The following is a 22,059-nucleotide window of genomic DNA, read 5'->3' on the forward strand; positions in this document are numbered from 1 at the left end:
GATTTTCCGGAAGGCTCCATACATGTGCATGAAGTGAAAAAATACCTAGAGCTCTGTTAGAATGTATTGCGCTAAATAAATTCTATTTCCTTTAAAAAATGAAAAAAATATTCGAATTTATTGGCCCTGGCTTTATTACGGCAGCCATGGTTTTGGGTCCTGGCAGTTTGGCTGTGGCATCCAAGATCGGTGCGAACTACGAATATCAACTGCTGTGGATGGTACCGTTGTGCGTTTTGTTCATGGGTGCGTTTACAGTTGTTTCCACAAGAATAGGAATTTCATCTGAGATTTCATTGCTGCAACAGATACGCCTTAAATACAGTAGTTGGGTTGCAGTTGTGGTCGGGGTCGGACTCTTTTTGGTAGCAGCTTCGTTCCAAGCTGGAAATTCCATTGGTGCGGGAATGGTCTTTAGTGAGACCTTGTCCATGTCATCAACCCCATGGATCATTGGAATATCGGCCATTGCTATTTTCTTGCTGTTTTTTAAGACCTTTTATAGGATTCTTGAAAAAGTAATGATCGGTATGGTCATTTTAATGTTGGTATCCTTTGTACTTACCTTGATCATTTCTAATCCGGATCTTTCAAGATTGGGAAAACAATTTATTTTTGAAATTCCGACCGGTTCCGAAATGCTCGCTTTAGCATTGGTGGCATCCAGTTTTTCCATTGCCGGGGCCTTTTACCAATCTTATCTGGTACAGGAAAAAGGATGGACAAAAGTCAAATCAAGATCCCACGAAAGGGAAGGTATTACTGGGATTGTTTTATTGGGAGTAATTACTTCTACCGTACTCTTGGTTGGTGCATCCGTTTTATTTCCCAAGGGTATAGCGGTCAATAGCGCCACGGAAATGGGAATGGCATTGGAACCGATTTTTGGGTCCAATGCCTCCAATGCCTTTATGTTGGGGCTTTTTGCAGCCTCCTTTTCTTCCTTATTGGGTAATGCCACCTTGGGTGGCGTTTTAATATCCGATGCGCTGGGGTTTGGGATGAAACTCGAATCGATAAAAGTGCGTGCGATGGTTATGTTGGTCATTGTAATCGGTGCTGCGGTCGCGATTGTCTTCGGCAATTTACCAATTGAACTTATTATTGTGGCTCAGGGCCTTACCGTTATCGTATCACCCTTGATCGGGCTGTTGTTGCTTTTGATCGCCTTTGTAAAATCGGCAAAAAAAGAGATGGAATTGGGCATTGTCCTAAAGGTTTTGCTGATTATAGGTTGGTTGATTTTATTATTTTTGGCCTTGGCCAATGGGTATAACCTTTTTATGAAATAGCCTATGCAAACTGTAGAAGAACTTGAGCTTAGATTATCGGAACCCTCGGAAAGACTGATCAAGGATGTTGCGAAGATCCAAGGTGATATTATGATTTTGGGTCTGGGAGGAAAAATGGGTCCAAGTTTGGCTAAATTGCTGAAAAGGGCCCTAGATAAGTCCGGGACATCAAAAAAAGTAATGGGGGCCTCGCGGTTTTCAGACGCAGGAATGTACAACGAACTTTCCGATTTCGGAATAGAATGTTATAAGGTAGATTTATTGAACGATGCCGCGTTAAATGGCCTGCCCCATTCCGAAAATGTCATCTATATGGCAGGTAATAAGTTCGGGACTGCCGGCAACGAGCATTTTACCTGGGCGATGAACGCCTATCTTCCGGGAAGGGTGTCGGAGAAATACAAACACTCCAATATCGTTGTGTTTTCAACTGGAAACATTTATCCCTTTATGCCCATCGAAAGCGGTGGCGCAACGGAAAACATAAGACCTTCGCCGATCGGGGAGTATGCCCAGTCCTGTTTAGGTAGGGAGAGGGTGTTCGAGCATTTTTCGGTAAGGAACGGCACCAAAATGTTAATGTACCGTTTGAACTATGCTCTGGATTTAAGATACGGTGTGCTTTTGGAGGTCGCCAAAAAAGTGATTTCCGAAAAGCCCATCGATTTGAGCATGGGTCATGTCAATGTTATCTGGCAGGGCGATGCCAACGAGTATGCCATCAGAAGCCTATTGCATTGCGAATCCCCGGTCAATAAATTAAATATTACTGGTCCGGAAAACATATCGGTGAAATGGCTTGCCGAACAATTCGGCGAACATTTCGAAAAAAAACCGATTTTTGAGAACCAGCCAGCCGAAACGGCCTTGTTGAACAATGCTTCGCGCTCGTTCGAACTTTTCGGAAAGCCTTTCGTTACCCTAAACGAAATGATTATGATGACGGTAAAATGGATAAAAATTGGAGGAAAGGAAATTGGCAAACCCACCCATTTTCAAGAGCGAAAAGGGAATTTCTAAACTTTATTGCTCTAAAGGAACTCAAAACAATGAAAGATTTGGATCCAAAAATAAAGGAATTATTAGATGAAGGAACAGTGATTCCGGCCCATCCTTTGGCCCTTACCAACGACCGTAAGTTGGATGAAGCTCGGCAACGCCTTTTGACTCGATATTATATAGCTTCCGGTGCAGGTGGCATAGCCATTGGCGTACATACCACCCAATTCCAGATACGCGATCCTGAAATTGGATTGTACCGAAGGGTGTTGGATTTGGCGATTGAAGAAATCGACAAGGCGAATCTAACCCAACCCTTCATAAAGGTAGCCGGGGTAAGTGGCAATACCGAACAAGCAATCAAGGAAGCCAAAATATGTGCTAAATTGGGGTATGACATTGTGCTGGTCAGTACAAACGGATTGGGCGATTGGCCCGAAGAGGCACTTTTGGAACGTACCCGAAAGATTGCCGAGGTCATTCCCGTATTCGGCTTTTACCTTCAGCCGGCGGTAGGAGGGAAGGTGTTGAGTTTTGATTTTTGGAAGGCTTTTGCCGAAATAAAGAATGTTCACGCCATAAAAATGGCCCCATTCAACCGTTATCAGACCTTGGAAGTGGTCAGGGCGGTCTGTGAATCGTCGCGATGCGATGACATCGCCCTTTATACGGGCAACGATGATAATATAGTCAATGATCTATTGACCACCTATAAGTTCAGTGTCAATAATAAACCTGTAACCAAAGAGATAGTTGGTGGATTGCTCGGTCATTGGGCCGTCTGGACAAGTAAGGCCGTTGAACTGCTCGACAAGATAAAACAAGTAAAAAAGAGTGGAAGTAACTTGCCAAAGGAACTATTGACCTTGAACTTGGCCGTAACCGATTCAAATGCCGCTTTTTTCGATGCCGCCAATAATTTTCATGGATGTATCGCGGGCATTCACGAGGTATTGTACCGACAAGGAATTTTAAAGGGCATATGGTGCCTGGATGAAAATGAAGGCCTTTCCCTAGGACAAAAGGAGGAAATTGATCGCGTTTACCGTGATTACCCAGAACTGAATGATGATGAGTTTATAAGGGTTAATATTGAGAAATGGATGGAGGATTAGTTGTATTGTTTCAACTTTTAAATTTCAGTATAGTTAGAATCAAAATAAAAAATAGCGTTTATGAAAAAACTAAATAAAACCGACAGAAGAGCTTTCGTAAAGACCTCGGCCAAAACGCTAGCAGCCGGTATGGTCTTCAGCCACTTACCGATATTTTCAAGTGCCAACGTAATGGGGCAGGAGATAATTAAATTGGGATTGGTAGGTTGTGGTGGCCGAGGAACCGGAGCTATTTTTCAGGCCTTGACCGCTTCAAAATCCGTACAACTGGTGGCTATGGGTGATGTTTTCAAGCATGAGCTCGATAATAGCCTTCAACAGGTAACCACCAAATTTGCCGATCAGGTAGCTGTACCGAAAGAGCGTCAATTTTTGGGGTTGGATGCTTTTGAGAAGGTTATTGCGGAGTGTGATGCCGTCATCTTGGCCACCCCGCCGGGATTTCGTCCCCAACATTTTCAACATGCCATAGATGCAGGAAAGCATGTGTTTTTGGAAAAACCGTTGGCAGTAGATGGCCCTGGCTATCGTAAAATAATCGAAACGGGAAAAAAGGCGGCAGACAAAAAGCTAAATGTTGTTGTAGGTCTGCAGTTCCGGTACGAAATTGCCATGAACGAAATGGTAGCAAAAATACATTCAGGGGAAATCGGAGACGTGCTTTCTGCCGATGTGTATTATAATGTGGGCAAAGCCACCGTACACCCTCGAAAGGAAGGCCAGACAGAGCTGGAGTACCAGATCAGTAACTGGCATTATTTTAATTGGCTTTGGGGAGGGCAGTTGGCTGGGCAGGCCATACACCAGATCGATGTAATCAACTGGATAAAACAGGGTTACCCCATAAAAGCAAGTGGAATGGGAGGAAGGGCAATGCTGGAAGGCCCAGATCATGGGGAAATATTTGATCATCATTATGTGGAGTTTGAATATGCCGATGGCTCTAAATTACACGTACAATGTCGACAAATGGACAATTGCGCCAATCGAATGGGGTTCAATGTTCAAGGTACCAAAGCTAGGGCCGATGAGCGTTATCAGTTTCTCGATAATCGGGGAAATGCGCTTTGGCGATACCGTGATAGGGACGACCCTTCGTCTTCACAGATTGAACAAGATGTGTTTATCGGCGCGATATTGGGATCCAAACCTTATGTGAACAACGTTGAATTCGGTGCCGAAAGCAGCATGACCACGATTATGGGCCGTATGGCAATAGAGTCCGGCCAAATCATAGAATTGGATAAGGCCAAGGCCTCCGATCTCGGTATCGTCCCAGATCCAATGTCATGGGATATGAGAATGTCCAATGCACCCTTGGAAGATGGTAATTATGCCATACCAAAGCCGGGCGTGAGGGTGCTGTAGAATGAAAGGATTTGTTTATTGTAGTGCCGAAGAAATCAATAATTTCTAATCAGATATTAAACTTCATTTTGAAGCATCTACTGAAAGAAGCGGCGGGGATATTAGTGTCATATGCGTTAATCCTAATGGTAGAATCATTAAGGGCATTACTTAAAATTAATCATCCGCCCATTGAGATACTTTTTGAATTGATTTGTAGGCATCAGGCCTATCCAAATTCATATAAAGTTCTTCGATCCACTCGTAGGTTTTAGGCCGATTGCCGATAACAACCAATTCATTGGGAAATTGCAAACCAGCCACTTGCGGTAGATCGGTCACTCTCAAACAATTGAGCATTTCTATGGCTTCGCCCTTGCCAGTTGGGTCGCTGGGCACATTCTGGGTCGCTGGGGGGTCTTTAAGCAAAAGTGATTTTATGTTACCGTCCAACATGGCGACATATGGGGCAATAGCCGCCATTTCGTCCTGCGCTAGAATACTAATGTTGTTGGTATCCACACCTGGGATGCTTCGCAAGGCTTCCAAACAGCGAAGCACGTCATAGACACGCATTGATGCGATGGTTCTTCCCGTCCAAGCTGCTGCCCTCCGGATATGCCATTGTTGTGATGCGGACCAGCCCGTGTCCCCGATGCCCCGTGCCTCGAAATAGGCAACGATCATTTTTTCGTCCAGACCACTGGCCAATCCTTCCGATGCATAACGTTCTTCATTAGGGTTTTTCAAGACCAAAAGAAGCGGTTGATCCTTATCCCTCCGTTGCCCTATTTGCATCGAAACCTTCAAACGCCATCCTTCCTCGGAAACAAAGCTGTAGTCCTTTCGTTCATCTCCCGACTTACTCGAAGACCTAAAATCCAATCGCATATCCAGCGGTCCGGGTTCGTCGGGAAATGCACCAAACGTTTTTTCCTTCAAAAAAAACTTAACCCTGTTTCTATAGGAATCCAGTTGTTCTACCGTTTTAATTTCTGGCGGTGAGGCCAACTCCACAAATGAATTTTGGATAGTTTTCGTTTTATCGTCTTTTGGCACACCATTTACATATACTTTTAGTTCTTCCTCCGACAGTTCCTTGGTGGTGTCAATATTAATAAGGGCTTCCGGTTTTGCCTTCTTTCCTTTTAATTCTTTTATAAAGAATGATAAAATTTCTGGTCGCAGTTCTTCCTTCGATCCATAACTATGTCCCCCAGTCGCATCTTTCATAATCAGATTTTCTGGCTTTCCGTAAAAGGAATAAATGGGTTTTGTTTTATTGAACAGCGTATGGACTGCCTCGATGGAGTAGTATAGGTCACGGTTTGGTTGTGCAATCATAAATGGTCGTGGTGCAATCAATGCACCGATGTCGGAGAAGTCGATGCCATAGGTATTGATCGGCATCATACAGTCGCAATGATCATCGATTGTTTTTTGAGCTATTTGGCCTTCAAGCGAACTTGCGCCTGCCACGGCCGCAGCAGCTTTTATTCGTGGATCGGCAGCTGGTAAATACCAGCTTTGGGAGCCACCTCCAGAAATGCCGGTTACGCCCAGATTATTTTTATCTACTTCCGGCATTGCGGACAATAGATCTAAGCCTCTAATGCCGTTCCATACTTCCACCCCCGCAGGATTGTAGCCTCTGCTATACCAATGGAACCATCCGTTCGATTCTTGCCCTAAATGTTCACCTTCTACTTCTCCTCTTTGAATGGTTTCGATAATCATGCACACAAAGCCGTTTTCAGCGAAATTCTTGGCATGTGCTTGATAGTTGTATTTTTGGGAATGGGCATGGCCACTAACATACAAAATGGCGGGCACTGGTTTTTTGATTCCATTGGGAATATAGAGGTTGGCGGGCACATATAGACCGGGCAAAGATTCGTAGTATAGCTTTTCGATCCGGTATCCCTTTTTTTGAATGCTTCCTGTTTTGGTTACATTTAAGGGAGACCTTTTTCCTTGAAGGGGCTTTCCCTGTAGCCCTAACATCTCAATAAATTGTTGGTGCCTCTCCTCGCGGACAGCCTCCCAGTCCTTCAAATTTTTAATATCATTTAAGGAATTACGGGTAATATTGCTGGCCACCTTACACAGATGTTGACGAATGTTATTTGGTTGATCAAAGTTAGGATCAACTGTAAGCCCAAAAGATTGAGGGAATGTCAACATTGAACAAAATGCAGAAAGAAGGATTACAATAGATTGACTTTTCATTGAATTGTGTTTTTACTTTTTTAACCTAAACTGCTGCATCCATCCACTCTAGATTCACGATTTCTGCTACTGACTAGATTTGTTGTAGTTTTTTATTTCAATACACTTTACTTACAATATATAAAAATATACTACCAAATGAATTTGAATAAGATGTCTAAAAAGTTGTAAATCAAAAAGAAACAACCTGGAAATCCTTGGGTATGGAAATTTTAAAACAATAGGTTTAAGTTAGTGCCGGTAAGATTTTGGACATTGGCAGTTATTTTTTCAATGGGCCAGTCCCACCATTGCTGTTCCAATAATTTGGCAATGTCCCCTTCTGAAAAACGTTTGCGGATCAATTTGGACGGATTGCCCCCAACTATACTATAGGGCTCTACATCCTTTACCACCTTGGTGTTGCTGGCTATAATTGCTCCATCGCCAATTGTAATTCCCGGCATAATGGTGGCTTTGTAGCCAATCCAAACGTCATTGCCTATAACTGTGTTTCCTTTGGAAGGGTAGCTTTTTCCATCCATCGCATGTTTCCAATCCTTGCCAAAAATGGCGAATGGGTAAGAGGAAATTGAACTGCTCAAATGGTTGGCCCCGTTCATAATAAAGGTTACATCTGAGGCAATCATACAGAATTTTCCAATAATAAGCTTGTCACCAACAAAGTCGAAATGGTATTTGACGTTTCTCTCAAAATTGGACACATCCTCAAAATCATCGTAATAGGTATAATCACCTACTACAATATTAGGGCTCTTCACAATATTCTTTAAAAAGCAGAGTCGATCGTAATTTTCCAATGGAAATGGATCGTTTTTATCAGGTGCGTTCATAACATTAAAAATTTGATAAATAACTAATTAAAATACCTACCGTAAAACTGAAAAGGGAATGCTGAAATGATAGTTTTTTAATTTGAAATAATTTCCATATCCACAAATTAAGCCAATTGAAGCGATTACGAAAGAGTCCATAAATTCGGAAGTTGACAAGAATGATCCTTGTTATTACAAATATATTAAAAAGTAAAGTTTCAAAAACAAAATGCCCAAACGGTATTATAAGGGTAAAAATTCTTTTTGTTTTGGGAAATAATCTAAGTGCGAACTACAAAATTAATCCATGGAAAACCAAAGTACAGTTAACTTCTTTTTTAAAACTAATACCGAAAATGGTTTTTATAAATTATTGTATTTTTGATTTGATTCCCAATTTATATAAACCGCTTAAGATTTTTTTCCAATGTCTAGCAAAAAAAACCGCCGTATCGTCGCTATAATGTTTACGGACATTGTTGGTTATTCGGCCTTAATGCAAAGGGATGAAAATGCTGCGGTGAAAATGCGGACACTGCATAGGCAAGAGTTTAAAAAAAATCATGAGGTTCATCATGGGGATATCCTTCAGTATTATGGGGATGGAACACTAAGTGTTTTTGCAAGTGGATTGGAGGCTGTGGAATGTGCTATAGATATTCAAATGGCATTACAGAAGGAAAACCTGGTACCACTTCGAATTGGGCTGCATATAGGAGATATTGTTTTTGATGGAACGGAAGTTTATGGCGACGGAGTAAATTTAGCCTCACGCATAGAGAGTTTAGGGGTTGCAGGTTCAATACTTCTGTCCGGTAAACTGAACGACGAACTTAAAAATCACCCACACGTATTAACCGAGTCCCTTGGGAAGGTTAAGTTGAAGAATATCTCAAAACCTGTTGAAGTCTTTGCCGTAACCAACAAAGGAATAAAAATTCCTGAAAGTTTTGAACTAAAGGGCATTCCCCAAAAGGAGGCAAAATCAGTTGCCGTGCTTCCATTTGTGAATATGAGTTCCAACACTGATAACGAATATTTCAGTGACGGAATGACAGAGGAAATCATTAATGCCCTGGCAAAAATTAAGGGGCTAAAAGTGACCTCGAGAACGTCTTCATTTCACTTTAAAAATGTTAATCTTCCTATTTCACGTATAGGTAAGGAACTTAATGTATCCACTATTTTGGAGGGAAGCGTGCGTTTATCGGGCACTAAAATGCGGATAACTGCCCAGCTGATCGATGTAAAGGACGATTATCATTTTTGGTCCGAAACTTTTGATCGGCCCTTGGAAGATGTCTTTGCCGTTCAAGATGAAATCAGCCTTCTTATTGCGGAAAGGCTTAGGGAACATATAGGCCATTTTGAAATTGAAGAACAACTGGTCCAAGACCAAGAAATACCGGTCGATGTTTATCAAGGCTATTTAAAAAGTAGGTATCATATTCTAAAGATGGGCAAGTCAGATATTGAAACAGGGATTTCAATATTGGAAAATATTATAGTGGATTGGCCCAATTTTGCACTGGCCCATTTAGGGATGCATCTGGCGTATACCCTTTTGGGAACAATAGGATTGGTTCCTTTACCTGAAGCCTTTGCCAAAGGTCAGCCTTTTCTGGACAAGGCTATGGAATTGGATGAAAACTTGCCCGAATGTCAATTACACCTTTCCTATGCCTCCTTGATTCAAAAATGGGACCTACAAGGAACCTATCGGCATTTGAACAAAGTGTATGAAGCTGGTCCCATAGTTGAGTATTATCCAAGTATGGCATCAACCTTGGTAGCCGAAGGCAGATTTGCAGCGGCAAGAACATATATTGAAACGGCCATTCAGCTTGATCCTTTTTCCTCCGTTAATTATCACCTCAAAGGGTTTATTGATTACTGCGAAGAAAAATATGATAGGGCCATTACTAGTTTTGAAAAGGCTGTAGAGCTCAAATCGGATTTTAAAACCTCCACTTTGTATTGGGGACAGGCACTTTTGTTAATGGGAAAAGGCGAGGAAGGATTGGCCTTTTTTGAGAAACTTCCTCAGGATGAAACCGAAGATGTGATGAGGTTGGGAGGAACAACCATGGCTTATGCTGTTATGGGGAAGAAAGAGCAAGCTGAAAAGGAAATTGCTAAACTGGAAGCTGCTTTGGAAACGGATCTAATGGGTAGGGCATTAAACTTGCTCATTCTATGTAATGCACTTTTGGGCAGGACATCGGAAACTTTTGAGTTAATAGAAAAGGGTATTGCCAATAGATTACCAATGATGATCTACCTATTTGTGGAGCCAATACTTAAGCCCTTTCATGGCATGTCACGTTTCCAGGTACTTAGAAGGGAAGTTTTGGGGGAGGGTAGTCAATTTGAGACAAGTAAAAGGAAGTATCAAAAATCCCTGATCAATAAAACACAGATCAAGAAATATAAAAATCAATTGGATTTGCTGATGTTGGACGAACAGCCTTACCTGGATCCCAGCCTCACTCTTAAGGCTTTGGCTGAAATGATGGAAATTCCTTCCAATCATTTATCCCAGCTGCTGAATGAGGGATATGGAAAGAACTTTGCGGATTTTGTTAATACCTACCGATTGGAAACCTTTAAAGCCAAAGTAGCGGACCCCTCCCAAAGAAACCTCACCATTCTGGCTCTGGCATACGATAGTGGTTTTAATTCCAAGACCGTATTCAATACCTTTTTTAAAAAGACGATGGGCACAACTCCTAGGGCCTATTGGAAAAAAACTGTCGCTTAAAAGGTTCCGATTTCCAAACCCGAACGACTAGTAACCCCTTTTCTTTCATCTTTGTCACAAATAAAACCCATTTATCGCCAGAAGAATTTTGGGTTTTAAGACAAAAATGCCATCAATTAAATTTTATGTTAATATGAACGGAACATATATCATAGGGGTAGTAATCCAATTAGCAATCCTGATTACCATTTTATTTACTTCATGCTAGTGTGGATTCGGATTTCGTCGAAAGCCGTGAATTGGACATTCCAGTTTCGAGTTTTGAAGCAAGATTGAGATTCTCCAAGTCAACAATTGTGATGGGGGCATACAGCAGGGTGTATTCTCTAGAATTGGTAGTATCTGATATATCAATAATTATAATGTAGACACATAGTGATAGTGTGAAGGAAATGTAAACAAAAATAGATTTAGAAGTTCGTATGTAAACCATAAAAAAAATAAAAAATGAAAGCAATCATAATTACTAAGTACGGCTCTCCCGACGTTTTAAAAGTTAAGGAAATATCGAAACCCCAACCCAAGGATAATGAAATCTTGATAAAGGTAAAGGCGGCCGGTGTAACCACCGCAGATACGATGATGCGGATGGGGAGTCCGTGGTACGGCAGACTTTTTATTGGTTTAACAAAGCCTAAGTATCCTATAGCTGGCACCGGATTCTCCGGGATAATTGAATCTATTGGTGAAAAGGTCAGTCTCTTTAAAAAGGGAGATCATGTCTTTGGCGAATCGGTATTTGGACAGGGCAGCAATGCAGAATACCTATGCATGCCGGAGGATGGATTGCTAAATATAAAGCCCTATGTAATATCCTTCGAGGAGGCCGCAACCATTTGTGATGGGCCATTGACTTCCTGGAATTTTTTGAATGAGGTAGCCAAAGTGAAAAGTGGTCAAAAAGTGCTTATAAATGGTGCTTCTGGAAGTTTGGGTACGGCTGCGATACAGTTGGCCAAATATTATGGTGCGGAGGTGACAGCTGTTTGTAGTACTTCCAATTTGGAGATGGTAAAGTCTCTTAGGACTGATTACGTTATAGATTATACCAAAACAAACTTCACAAAAACGGGGAATTGTTACGATATTGTTTTTGATACTGTGGGTAAGAGTTCGTTTTCTGAATGTAAACGAATACTGTCGAAAAACGGTATATACCTTTCACCAGTACTTGGTTTTCCATTACTATTTCAGATGTTATGGACTGCTATATTTGGCAGTAAAAAGGCAAAATTTTCAGCCACTGGTCTTTTGGCGGTTCCAAAACTTCGTGCAATGCTAACGGACCTTGTCGGACTTTTGGAAGACAATCTATTGAAGGTGGTCATTGACCAATATTATTCCTTGGACGAAGTTCCAGCTGCACATAGGTATGTTGATACAGGACATAAAAAAGGTAATGTGGTTATAAAGCTATAGGAAGCGGTGACTTTCAATTTTTCTCCGGGCTTGGGCGTTTTTATAGTATAAATAGCAGCATACTTTTTAAAAGTCATTTTTTAGGTTTAAAGGTCCCCATGGGCATTGGCCACTAAAAAATCCATTAACGTTTCTACTAAATTAATGGTCATTAAGGATTGTATTTTTTGGGCATTTAAAAAAGTGGATTATATCATTTTCAGTTGGTTGTTAAGCCAAATCTACATTTTATCCAAGGTTTGTTAGCGTTGAACGTTGATATTTTGAAACTCGATCAATCTACACTAACTTTAGGTTAAGGTACGTGCCATTATAATGCACATCCAAAATTTAAACCAAGGAATACCCAATCAAAATTAGATACCTCTCCAGTGTTATGGTGATGACTATGGAAAACAATAAAAAATAAAGTGATGAAAAAGAAATTTAATTTAATTGACCTTGTATTGACATTTAGCGGAGCCTTTGCGGTTATTGTATTGGTATTGGTAGTTTCCAAGTTTGTATAGTAGCGCTTGTTGTTAAGATGTTCAGGTCATAGGAAAGTTTCTTATAGTTAAGGGTCCATGGATGCTATTTTTTACGTAAATATATTGTTGTGTCCAAATGGATTATTTTATTGTTTAAACTAAATTCGGAATATGTCTAAAACATCCGCCCGTTGGTTAATGGTATTGGGTTTTGTTATAGTTGCTTTTGTGGTCGGTATTTACTTGCAGGATTTAAAGCATCAGGAAAGTACTAAGGCCGCATGGAAAGCCAATAGGTTTAATGTGGCTAGATTTAATAAGATAATGAGGTATGCTGGTGATATGAATTCCCATAATTGGTCCTCTATGAGGGACAGCATTGGTGGTCAACTGGATAGTTTAATGATTTTGAGATTTAGAAAAGAAGTGGACAGCATAAAAAAAACCAAAAAATAGAATTCCCTGCCAAATCAGTCCAAGTTGTTATTTATATCATGGACTGGCAAATACAGCAGGGAAATTATTAGTATAAGCAACCTAAGATGGTTGCTTTTTTTTGTGAATAACAGTATCAAATGGTATTGCATTTTTAAATTGAATAGTTAACTTAGAAGAAAATAAATGTAATAGGTATAAAATTATGTTGAGAACTGTAAACCTCACAATTACCATAAAATTGGCGTTCAGAAAAATATTAATTTGCTGCTATGGATATTAATTCGTGGGACTGGATATTTCAGTTGTTGGGACGCTTTCACCCTATGGTGGTACATTTTCCGATTGGCTTATTGGTAGTGGCCATTTTTTTGGAATTTTCTACTCTTGGAGGCAAAAGACAAGGGCTTAGGGAGGGTATTAATTGGATGGTCGCATTGGGAGCTATATTTGCTGTGCTATCTGCCGTTTTGGGCTGGCTGCTTCGTACCCATGAAGATTATGTAGGTGATTTGGTCCAATTTCATCAGAATGTGGGTATTGCAACTGCAGTTTTTGCCGCCATTACCTGGTTCTTGTTGCGGAATACATTAAGAGGTAAACTTGCCCATTATGGCTATTATAGGTTTGGACTGTTTGCAACTGTACTGTTGCTGGTTGTCGCCGGTCATTTGGGGGCGAGTCTTACACATGGGGAAGATTATTTAACCAGTGTCTTACCGCATAATCAGGATTCTTATGACGATGGAAAGGCCACGGTACTATTGGCGGAATTAAAGGGGTTGGATTCACTGTCCGAAGCTCAACAAGAAGATCTTAATCTTGGTGTAAGAGCAATTATAGCACATAATTGCTATCAATGTCATAGTGAAAATAAGCAAAAGGGCGAATTGGTATTGGACAACAAACGTGGGGTTTACCAAGGAGGGAAGTCGGGTCCAATTATTGTAGAAGGTAAGCCGGGGGAGAGTGAGATGTTCCGAAGAATAAGTCTTCCTCCGGATCATGACGAAGTAATGCCCAAGAAGGGAAAGGTCTTGAAGAGCAATGAAATAAAATTGATCGAATTATGGATCAAAAACGGGGCAAAATGGTCCGATGGGGCGCTTAAGATTTTTCCTGAAGCCGAGTTGGCCTTGTCAATGCCCGATATTCCCAAGACTAGCAATGAAAAACATCCCATAGATAAGTTTATGGATGTCTATTTTAAGGAAAATAGGTTGAAATGGCCCCAGGTGGTGGACGACAGAACATTTATTAGACGTGCCTCCCTGGATATACTTGGCCTGCTACCCGTGCCAGATAAAATAGATCAATTTGTAAACAACGGCGATAAGGGGAAAAGAGAAAAGCTTATAGATGAATTGTTGGGAGATAAGCATAATTACACCCAGCATTGGTTGAGTTTTTGGAATGACATACTCAGGAATGATTATAGTGGTCCCGGATTTATAACGGGTGGTCGTAAACAGATTACAGATTGGTTGTACCATTCCCTAATGGATAATAAGCCCTATAATATTATGGTCAAGGAATTGATAAATCCAAGTGAAGAATCGGAGGGGTTTATCAATGGGATTAAATGGCGGGGCTTGGTCAATGCCAGTCAACGCACCGAGATGCAGGCCGCCCAAAACATTGGTCAATCTTTAATGGGAGTCAATGTAAAGTGCGCTTCCTGTCATAACAGTTTTGTAAGCAATCTTACTTTGGAGCAATCCTATGGGTTTGCCTCTATTTTTGCAGATTCCATTATGGAATTAAATAGATGCGATATGCCCATTGGGAAAATGGCCGAAGTAAATTTTCTATATCCGGAATTGGGCTCGGTAGAGGCGGAAAGTGTAAAGGAGCGATTGCTATTGCTTTCAGAGGTCATGGTAAAGCCCGAGAATGGTAGGTTGTACAGAACTATCACAAATAGATTTTGGAAACGTTTTATGGGACGAGGGATTATTGAACCCGTAGACGAAATGGACAATGAACCATGGAATGCCGATTTGTTGGATTGGTTGGCCGCTGATTTTGTAAATTCTGGGTTTGATGTTAAATATTTAATGAAAATGATAATGACGTCCAAGGCCTATCAATTGGAGTCTACCCGCATGGAAAATCAGGAGAATTTGAAAAAAGGGTACGTATTTAATGGGCCGATCCTAAGGCGATTAAGTGCAGAGCAATTTTCGGATGCCGTTAGCCAGGTAGTTGCCCCTATGTATTATGCGGCGGCATATGACCCCAATAATGAAGGTTTGCCTTATAACAGGGTTTGGCATAGGGAAGTTAAGTTTGATCGTGATGTATTGCCCGAGCCGGGAACGAGATATTTCCGACATGGCTTCAATTTAACGGGGAAAAAAATCCAGACAGCAAAGGCACTGATTTCCGTAGACCATTCCTATACCCTGTATCTCAATGGTAAAATAATTTCGGAGGGAACGGATTGGAGAAAAGTAGACAGGTTAGAGGTTGGGGACAAGCTTATTGAAGGTGAAAATGTATTGGCTATAGAGGGAACTAATGAGGGAAGCATTGCCAATCCGGCAGGTATCCTGTTCTCAATGAAAATCCAATTTGAAGATGGATCGGAAATGCTGGTTACCTCCAATGATAAATGGAAAAGCACTGATAAACAACCGAAAGGAGAATGGGTACGATTAATATTTGATGACAGCGATTGGCAAGGTGTCCGTAATTATGGATCAAATAACTGGGACAAGTTGGTGAATTTTACTTTTGAAAATACAGAGCGGGAATTTGCCAGGGCCAGCCTAGTAAAGCAACATCCATTTATGAAGGTGATGGGCAGGCCTACTCGGGAAAATGTAGCCACCTCAAGAGATGAACAGGCTACCTTGTTACAGGCTCTGGAGTTGACCAATGGAGAGTATTTTAATGGCGTACTTAAGGAGGGGGCAGAGGCATGGCTTAAAAAGTATGGGGATAAGGACGAACAAATAGTGCTCAACCTATACCAAAAAACATTGGGTAGAAATCCAACAGATAAGGAAAAGGGGATAATGCTCAATGCATTGCAGACAGGTTCAAAAGAAGAGGCTTTGCAAGACCTGTTTTGGTCGATGTTTATTTCGCCCGAATTTCAATTTATATACTAACATAAAATGAATAAGGATTTACATAGTAGTGCGAGAAGGGATTTTGTTAAAAAGATGGGGGCAGCCAGTCTGGCGGCAGCTTCTACCAGCATTCCCTTGGCCAGTTTTTTAAGTTCCTGCAATTCGGTTCCAGCTATAACTTCCAAAGCAGATACCGTTATCTTACTGTGGATGGCAGGGGGAATGGCCCATACTGAAACATTTGACCCCAAGGCTTTTGTACCTTACACAAAGGGAGTGGAGAGCAAAAGGGTTTTAAGTACGTTTCCTAAAGTGCCCACAATAGTGGACGGATTACATTTTTCGGAGGGACTCGAAGGGATAGGGGGTGTAATGGATAAAGGTGCTATAATCCGCTCTTATAAATCAGCAGATCTTGGTCATATACTACATACGCGTCATCAGTACCATTGGCATACCTGTTATGAGCCGCCCCAGTCTGTGCAAGCTCCACATATAGGTGCCTGGATTGCCAAAGAAATGGGACCTGTAAACCCAGTTATTCCTCCATTTATAGCCATGGGACAGCGATTTACTGTTGGAGAGGCAGAGGAATTAAAGGCATTTCATTCTGCTGGATTTCTGGGGAGTGAATATGGTCCGTTCCTAATACCGGACCCGTCTACAGGTTTGGATAGTGTAAGGCCACCACAAGGCATGTCGCTAAAAAGGTTTGAAGCCCGCTATAAACTTTATAAGGAGTTGGCCAATAAGAGTAAGATTATGGAGGGCGGTAGTGATTATCAAAGGGAGTCCCTGATGCGTTCCATGGAACAATCCTATCGGTTGTTGAATTCTCCTGAAGCCAAGGTTTTTGATCTATCACAGGAGCCCAAAGAGGTGTATGATACCTACAATACAGGTAGGTTTGGGTTGGGGTGCCTTTTGGCAAAAAGATTGGCCATGAACGGCGGTAGGTTCATCAGTGTTTCAACGGAATATGAACCCTTTCTTGGATGGGATACCCACGAAAATGGCCATACCCGGGCGGCAAAAATGAAAGAGCTAATAGACCGGCCAATAGCACAACTCATAAAAGACTTGGATGAATCAGGGCATTTGGATAGAACGCTTATAATTTTGGCCAGTGAATTTAGCAGGGATGCTATTATGGAAGGCCGACCAGGAGTGCCCGTGCAGGACCAGGTAAATCAACCGGACATCATCGAAGACGAGAAATTCTATGGTATGCATAGGCATTTTACCGATGGTAGCTCCATACTCATGTGGGGTGGTGGAGTTGAGAAAGGTTTGGTGTATGGTAAAACAGCGGATGAACGACCCTGCTCTTCAATTGATAATCCAGTGGTGATCGATCAGGTGCATCAATCCATATATCATGCCTTGGGTATGGATCCGGAAACAAATTATACTATTGAAGGTAGACCGTTTTATACCACTCCGGATGGACAAGGTAAACCAATATTGGACTTGTTTGGCGAGAGAATAGTGACCTAAATACCTACCTGCGTTAATACAAGTGAAGTGATAGAGACCAATAAGGCGAAACTGAAATAATATAAATAAATAGCCATGCTATATTTGGGGAATAATATAACTCGGAATTGTATTGGTCTAGAACGGTAGGGTCCAGTTTCAATTAAAGAAACCAAAAGCTGCTAAAATCAGACAGACTACCACAGCTAATAGAATGGCGACCAATACTACTACCATAAGGCTAAGGAATCCATTGAGCACCCTAGTGCCAAAAGTAACATCTTCCATAATATTAAGAATTTAATACAATTTAATGAATTATCCTTAAATTATGATGGGTTTCAGAGTCAAATCCGTTAAATGACTTTGAAATAGTATACTAATCCGTTGTATTGTTAAAATTTTCGATAAACTACTGGAAATCAATCGATATTATTTTTAGATCTACTCAGTTTTTTGCCGAGTTCCTCGAGGGTAATTCCCTTGGTTTCCGGCATCATAAACATCACAAAGAGCAATTGCAACACCATCATAAAGGCGAAGAATCCGAAAACAGGTCCTGGACCTACCCAAGCAAAAAGTGCGGGGATAGAGGAGGGTATTAGCCAGGCCAGTACCCAATGTACAGAACTGCCAAAAGCCTGACCGGTTCCTCTTAAATGATTGGGGAATACCTCCGAAATAAATACCCAAATTACCGCACCCTGACCTATGGCGTGGGATGCAATAAATAGGAATAGAAAAATAGGGACTGCCATGCCTTCCCAGTTTAAAATAAAAGCAGCTGCTACCAGTGATAATGAAATTATATAGCCAATAGAGCCAAAATACATTAATTGCTTTCGACCTAGGCGGTCAATCAGAAATATACCCAATAGGGTAAAGATGAGGTTGGTGATACCGATTCCTATACTACTGAGCAAGGCAGTACTTTCACCTAATCCCGCAGCCTCAAATATTCTAGGAGCGTAGTACAAGAAAGCGTTGATCCCAGAGAATTGATTAAAAAATGCGATTAGAAAAGCCAGAGTCAATGGGAATCGATATTTTTTCATAAAAATACTTTCGGAGGCAGCGGCACCTTCTTCTCCGTAGGCAATTTCAGCTTCCAATTCTTCCAATGACAGATCTGGATTTATGGAATACAGAATTTTTTTGGCCTCTTCAGTTCTGTTTTTGGTCAAAAGCCATCTAGGACTTTTAGGAACAGTAAGAACAAATAAGGTATAAATTATAGCAGGGAAAGCTTCAACGCCCACCATCCAACGCCAATCGTTTTCGCCCACATTACTGAGGGCATAATTGGACATGAAGGCCACAAGGATTCCAAATACAAGCATAAATTGGTATAGGCCAACCAATCTTCCACGATCTTTTGCTGGAGCAATTTCAGAAATATAGGCCGGGGCCGCCACTGTTGATGCACCAACACCCAAACCGCCAATAAATCTGAATATTCCGAAGGTAACGGGATCATTGGCAAAAGCAGATCCTATGGCGGAGATGGAGTAAAGGATACCTATCCAAATAAGAGTATTTTTTCTGCCAATTTTATTAGTAGGAATTCCACCTAAAATTGCTCCAATAACGGTTCCAAACAAAGCCATGCCTATTACTACCGTTCCATGAAAGGCTTCCGAGGAGTTCCATAAAAGTTGTAATTTTTTTTCTGCCCCTGAAATAACTACAGTGTCAAAGCCAAATAAAAATCCGGCCAAAGCGGCAATAAGGGAAATGCGAAGAATTTTGGAATTCATAATCTGGTTTGTTGATTTTTGTAAAGCTAACAAAAAAAGCAAACCAAATGTATGGACTATTTAAGATAGGGCAATTTTTGGGTTAAGGGTATCCCTTGTTTTGGACTTTTGTCCATTTTTTGTTTTGGGAGCCTCTTTTTCAGGTTGTGGTTTCTGAATATCCTCCTTTTTTGGAGATGGAGCTTCTTTTTCTGGTGGTGTGGTGCCTTGTTGTTCTCCCATAGGTTCCCTACATGAAAAACAGGAAAGCACTAAATAGGATACAGCAACCAAGGTGAGAATTCGGGAATATTGCATAGTCGTACATAGGTGTTCATAGTAATGTACGTATATGGGTCATGATTTGGACGCTTGCTCCCTTATTTTCAGAGACATAAGTTCCGTTAATGTTTCCAGTTTTTGATAGATACTTTAAGTCCCCTAATAGCTCACTTATTAAGGTGTTGAATTCCATTTTGGATTTAACTACCAATATTCCACCTTTGATGACCAAGTCTTCGGCTTCCTTAAACCCCCTAAAGTTTGGTCCAATTATTACAGGAATACCGTGCACGGCAGGTTCCAATGTGTTGTGCAATCCAGTGGCAAATCCACCTCCTACATAGGAAATGTCCGCATAACTATAAATTTTGGTCAGCAGCCCAATGGTGTCTACTATAAGAACTTCATAGTCGGTTAGATCTTTATTCTCAATCTCAGAAAAAAGTACAGTTTTTTTATTTATGGATGCCCTTAATTTGTTGATATGTTCCAATTTAATGTTGTGCGGGGCAAGAACAAATTTTAAAGTGGATTCGCCAGAATTGATATAAGGCACCAAAATTGCCTCGTCTTCCGGCCAAGTGCTGCCAGCTACCAAAGTTTGGGTATTGTTCTTAAATTCTTCCATGAACTTTAAACTGTTGTCCCGATGGAGAATTTCAATTACCCTATCAAATCTTGTATCTCCGCTGATATCTGTATTTTTGATGCCAATCCCGCTTAATAATGCAATGGATTTGGAATCCTGAACAAAAATATGGGTAAAATTGCCCAAGGCCTTACGCATAAATCCCCCAAAACTTTTGAAATAAATTTGATTGTCCTTGAAAAGAGCGGAGATAAGGATAGTTGGTATTTTCCGTTGCCCCAATGATTTTAAATAATTGGGCCAAATTTCGTACTTAACAAAAATCACCAGCTTGGGATCAACGATGTCCAGGAATTTTTTGGCGTTTTTTGGGGTGTCCATTGGCATGTAAGTAATCATATCGGCCGCAGCCGTATTTTTTTTGACCTCATAGCCCGATGGGGAAAAGAAAGTGACCAATATTCTATATGCCGGATAATCTTTTTTTAATTGTTCTATTATGGGAAGGCCTTGTTCAAATTCTCCCAAAGAGGCAGTGTGTATCCAAATTATTTGATCACCCTTTGTAATGTTCTCTTGCAGGTAGGATAGTACGCCTTTACGACCGTTTACGAAAAGTTTGATTTTTGGATGGAACAGCGCTATCAATTCCAGGAAAAGAGCGGATAATTGTACGGCAAAATTATATATAGCAAACACTGAATCTTGGTTTGGGGCTAAAATACGCTTCTTTAAATAAATTCCATTGGCTGCCAATCCTTATTTTTGTAATATTGTTTGCTCCAAACCAAGTTGGGAATCTAAGTTTTATTCAATGAGGAAAATACAAATGGTTGACCTAAATGGTCAATACGAGGTCATAAAGGAGGAAGTAAACGCCTCCATCTCCAATGTTCTGGAAACAGCGGCATTTATTAACGGTCCAGAAGTACATGCCTTTCAAAAGGAGTTGGAGAACTATTTGGGTGTAAAGCATGTAATTCCATGTGCCAATGGTACCGATGCGCTACAAATAGCCATGATGGGACTTGGTTTAAAGCCCGGTGACGAGGTGATAACCGCAGATTTCACTTTTGCAGCAACGGTAGAGGTAATTGCCCTTTTGCAACTAACTCCAGTTTTGGTAGACGTGGAACAGGACAGTTTTAATATAGATCCAATAGCCTTGGAAAAGGCCATTACTCCCAAAACCAAGGCCATAGTACCTGTACACCTTTTTGGTCAATGTGCCAATATGGACGCCGTTTTGGAAATTGCCGAAAAGCATAGTCTATATGTTATAGAAGACAACGCCCAAGCAATTGGCGCCGATTATACCTTTAATAATGGTGAAAAGCAGAAAGCCGGTACTATGGGCCATGTGGCGGCAACCTCCTTTTTTCCGTCCAAGAACTTGGGATGTTACGGTGATGGTGGTGCAATATTTACCAACGATGATACTTTGGCGCATACCTTAAGGGGTATTGTGAACCATGGGATGTATGAACGTTATCATCACGATGTTGTGGGGGTGAACTCAAGATTGGACTCAATACAGGCAGCCGTGCTACGATCAAAGCTATCACGATTGGATGGTTATAATGCCAGTAGGAGGGCAGCAGCAAAAAAGTATTCAAAGGCCTTTAGTGGCAATAAGAATATTATTGTCCCACAAATGGCGAATGGCTGTAAGGAGATATGTGATACATGTGATTGTCACGTGTTCCATCAATATACCTTGAGAATTTTGAACGGTCAACGGGATGCTCTGGTAAAACATTTATCTGAAAAGCAAATACCATGCGGGGTGTATTACCCAATACCTTTACACAGGCAAAAAGCTTATTTGGATGAGCGTTATAAGGAGAAAGATTTTCCGATAACCAATCAATTGGTCAACGAGGTTATTTCTTTGCCAATGCATACCGAGCTGGACGATGAGCAAATCGCGTTTATTACCGAAACCATTATTCAGTTTATAGATAAATAATTGAAGGTCATTTCGGACTGCCCTTGTAGCAGATCAAAATATAAACAA

General features: G+C 41.0%; 16 protein-coding genes. 10 read left to right on the forward strand and 6 right to left on the reverse strand.

The genetic code is table 11. The annotated features are described in order from the left end of the window. Window positions 1–98: 98 nt before the first annotated feature. The 4 genes from CWD91_RS14600 to CWD91_RS14615 are packed head-to-tail and all read left to right on the forward strand — an operon-like array spanning window position 99 to window position 4,774. Window positions 99–1,292 carry an Nramp family divalent metal transporter gene (locus CWD91_RS14600; RefSeq protein ID WP_103441692.1) on the forward strand — a complete coding sequence of 398 codons (1,194 nt, stop codon included), beginning with the start codon at window positions 99–101 and terminating at the stop codon, window positions 1,290–1,292. Between the two features lie 3 nt (window positions 1,293–1,295). After that, a complete protein-coding gene (locus CWD91_RS14605; protein WP_103441693.1) occupies window positions 1,296–2,312 on the forward strand; it encodes an NAD-dependent epimerase/dehydratase family protein in 1,017 nt (338 codons plus the stop codon). A gap of 29 nt (window positions 2,313–2,341) precedes the next feature. Beyond that, window positions 2,342–3,406 carry a dihydrodipicolinate synthase family protein gene (locus CWD91_RS14610; protein ID WP_103441694.1) on the forward strand — a complete coding sequence of 355 codons (1,065 nt, stop codon included), beginning with the start codon at window positions 2,342–2,344 and terminating at the stop codon, window positions 3,404–3,406. 60 nt (window positions 3,407–3,466) lie between these two features. Further along, the gene (locus CWD91_RS14615) at window positions 3,467–4,774 is read left to right on the forward strand and encodes a Gfo/Idh/MocA family protein (protein WP_103441695.1); all 1,308 of its coding nucleotides are present in this window, start codon (window positions 3,467–3,469) and stop codon (window positions 4,772–4,774) included. A gap of 156 nt (window positions 4,775–4,930) precedes the next feature. Here the strand turns inward: CWD91_RS14615 and CWD91_RS14620 are convergent, their stop codons facing one another. Then, a complete protein-coding gene (locus CWD91_RS14620; RefSeq protein ID WP_103441696.1) occupies window positions 4,931–6,982 on the reverse strand; it encodes an alpha/beta hydrolase family protein in 2,052 nt (683 codons plus the stop codon). A gap of 212 nt (window positions 6,983–7,194) precedes the next feature. Further along, window positions 7,195–7,815, reverse strand: a complete 621-nt coding sequence (locus tag CWD91_RS14625; protein WP_103441697.1) for a CatB-related O-acetyltransferase — start codon at window positions 7,813–7,815, stop codon at window positions 7,195–7,197. 409 nt (window positions 7,816–8,224) lie between these two features. Here CWD91_RS14625 and CWD91_RS14635 point away from each other — a divergent pair, with 409 nt between their 5' ends. From CWD91_RS14635 to CWD91_RS14655, 5 genes are all read left to right on the forward strand, one after another. Further along, window positions 8,225–10,558 (forward strand): helix-turn-helix domain-containing protein, encoded by a 2,334-nt coding sequence (locus tag CWD91_RS14635; RefSeq protein ID WP_103441699.1) that lies wholly within the window; start codon window positions 8,225–8,227, stop codon window positions 10,556–10,558. A 447-nt stretch (window positions 10,559–11,005) separates the two neighbouring features. After that, window positions 11,006–11,977 (forward strand): NAD(P)-dependent alcohol dehydrogenase, encoded by a 972-nt coding sequence (locus CWD91_RS14640; protein WP_103441700.1) that lies wholly within the window; start codon window positions 11,006–11,008, stop codon window positions 11,975–11,977. 641 nt (window positions 11,978–12,618) lie between these two features. Further along, window positions 12,619–12,903, forward strand: a complete 285-nt coding sequence (locus tag CWD91_RS14645) for a hypothetical protein (RefSeq protein ID WP_103441701.1) — start codon at window positions 12,619–12,621, stop codon at window positions 12,901–12,903. Window positions 12,904–13,154: 251 nt separating this feature from the next. Next, window positions 13,155–15,998, forward strand: coding sequence for a DUF1549 domain-containing protein (locus tag CWD91_RS14650; RefSeq protein WP_103441702.1), 2,844 nt, complete (start codon window positions 13,155–13,157; stop codon window positions 15,996–15,998). A 6-nt stretch (window positions 15,999–16,004) separates the two neighbouring features. Next, window positions 16,005–17,456: a DUF1501 domain-containing protein gene (locus CWD91_RS14655; protein WP_103441703.1), complete on the forward strand. Its 1,452-nt coding sequence runs from the start codon at window positions 16,005–16,007 to the stop codon at window positions 17,454–17,456. A gap of 138 nt (window positions 17,457–17,594) precedes the next feature. On the opposite strand, the gene CWD91_RS23085 is transcribed toward CWD91_RS14655, so the two are convergent. The 4 genes from CWD91_RS23085 to CWD91_RS14670 form a co-directional block, all read right to left on the reverse strand. After that, window positions 17,595–17,723: a hypothetical protein gene (locus tag CWD91_RS23085; protein ID WP_262509684.1), complete on the reverse strand. Its 129-nt coding sequence runs from the start codon at window positions 17,721–17,723 to the stop codon at window positions 17,595–17,597. 134 nt (window positions 17,724–17,857) lie between these two features. Then, on the reverse strand, window positions 17,858–19,192 hold the full coding sequence (locus CWD91_RS14660) for a sugar porter family MFS transporter (RefSeq protein WP_103441704.1): 1,335 nt from the start codon (window positions 19,190–19,192) through the stop codon (window positions 17,858–17,860). 60 nt (window positions 19,193–19,252) lie between these two features. After that, window positions 19,253–19,489, reverse strand: a complete 237-nt coding sequence (locus CWD91_RS14665; RefSeq protein ID WP_103441705.1) for a hypothetical protein — start codon at window positions 19,487–19,489, stop codon at window positions 19,253–19,255. Between the two features lie 16 nt (window positions 19,490–19,505). Further along, window positions 19,506–20,741 carry a 3-deoxy-D-manno-octulosonic acid transferase gene (locus tag CWD91_RS14670; protein ID WP_103441758.1) on the reverse strand — a complete coding sequence of 412 codons (1,236 nt, stop codon included), beginning with the start codon at window positions 20,739–20,741 and terminating at the stop codon, window positions 19,506–19,508. 115 nt (window positions 20,742–20,856) lie between these two features. Between CWD91_RS14670 and CWD91_RS14675 the strand changes: the two genes are divergently transcribed. After that, window positions 20,857–22,011, forward strand: a complete 1,155-nt coding sequence (locus CWD91_RS14675) for a DegT/DnrJ/EryC1/StrS family aminotransferase (protein ID WP_103441706.1) — start codon at window positions 20,857–20,859, stop codon at window positions 22,009–22,011. The last annotated feature ends 48 nt before the right edge of the window (window positions 22,012–22,059 follow it).

It is taken from the genome of Arenibacter hampyeongensis (genome assembly GCF_002909255.1).
Lineage (GTDB): Bacteria > Bacteroidota > Bacteroidia > Flavobacteriales > Flavobacteriaceae > Arenibacter > Arenibacter hampyeongensis.

Excerpts from the sequence above, each read along its gene's own strand:
- CWD91_RS14660 (WP_103441704.1), bottom strand. The coding sequence starts at position 19,192 with ATGAATTCCAAAATTCTTCGCATTTCCCTTATTGCCGCTTTGGCCGGA.
- CWD91_RS14605 (WP_103441693.1), top strand. The coding sequence starts at position 1,296 with ATGCAAACTGTAGAAGAACTTGAGCTTAGATTATCGGAACCCTCGGAA.
- CWD91_RS14645 (WP_103441701.1), top strand. The coding sequence starts at position 12,619 with ATGTCTAAAACATCCGCCCGTTGGTTAATGGTATTGGGTTTTGTTATA.
- CWD91_RS14620 (WP_103441696.1), bottom strand. The coding sequence starts at position 6,982 with ATGAAAAGTCAATCTATTGTAATCCTTCTTTCTGCATTTTGTTCAATG.
- CWD91_RS23085 (WP_262509684.1), bottom strand. The coding sequence starts at position 17,723 with ATGGAAGATGTTACTTTTGGCACTAGGGTGCTCAATGGATTCCTTAGC.
- CWD91_RS14615 (WP_103441695.1), top strand. The coding sequence starts at position 3,467 with ATGAAAAAACTAAATAAAACCGACAGAAGAGCTTTCGTAAAGACCTCG.
- CWD91_RS14625 (WP_103441697.1), bottom strand. The coding sequence starts at position 7,815 with ATGAACGCACCTGATAAAAACGATCCATTTCCATTGGAAAATTACGAT.
- CWD91_RS14665 (WP_103441705.1), bottom strand. The coding sequence starts at position 19,489 with ATGCAATATTCCCGAATTCTCACCTTGGTTGCTGTATCCTATTTAGTG.
- CWD91_RS14655 (WP_103441703.1), top strand. The coding sequence starts at position 16,005 with ATGAATAAGGATTTACATAGTAGTGCGAGAAGGGATTTTGTTAAAAAG.
- CWD91_RS14650 (WP_103441702.1), top strand. The coding sequence starts at position 13,155 with ATGGATATTAATTCGTGGGACTGGATATTTCAGTTGTTGGGACGCTTT.
- CWD91_RS14675 (WP_103441706.1), top strand. The coding sequence starts at position 20,857 with ATGAGGAAAATACAAATGGTTGACCTAAATGGTCAATACGAGGTCATA.
- CWD91_RS14640 (WP_103441700.1), top strand. The coding sequence starts at position 11,006 with ATGAAAGCAATCATAATTACTAAGTACGGCTCTCCCGACGTTTTAAAA.
- CWD91_RS14610 (WP_103441694.1), top strand. The coding sequence starts at position 2,342 with ATGAAAGATTTGGATCCAAAAATAAAGGAATTATTAGATGAAGGAACA.
- CWD91_RS14600 (WP_103441692.1), top strand. The coding sequence starts at position 99 with ATGAAAAAAATATTCGAATTTATTGGCCCTGGCTTTATTACGGCAGCC.
- CWD91_RS14635 (WP_103441699.1), top strand. The coding sequence starts at position 8,225 with ATGTCTAGCAAAAAAAACCGCCGTATCGTCGCTATAATGTTTACGGAC.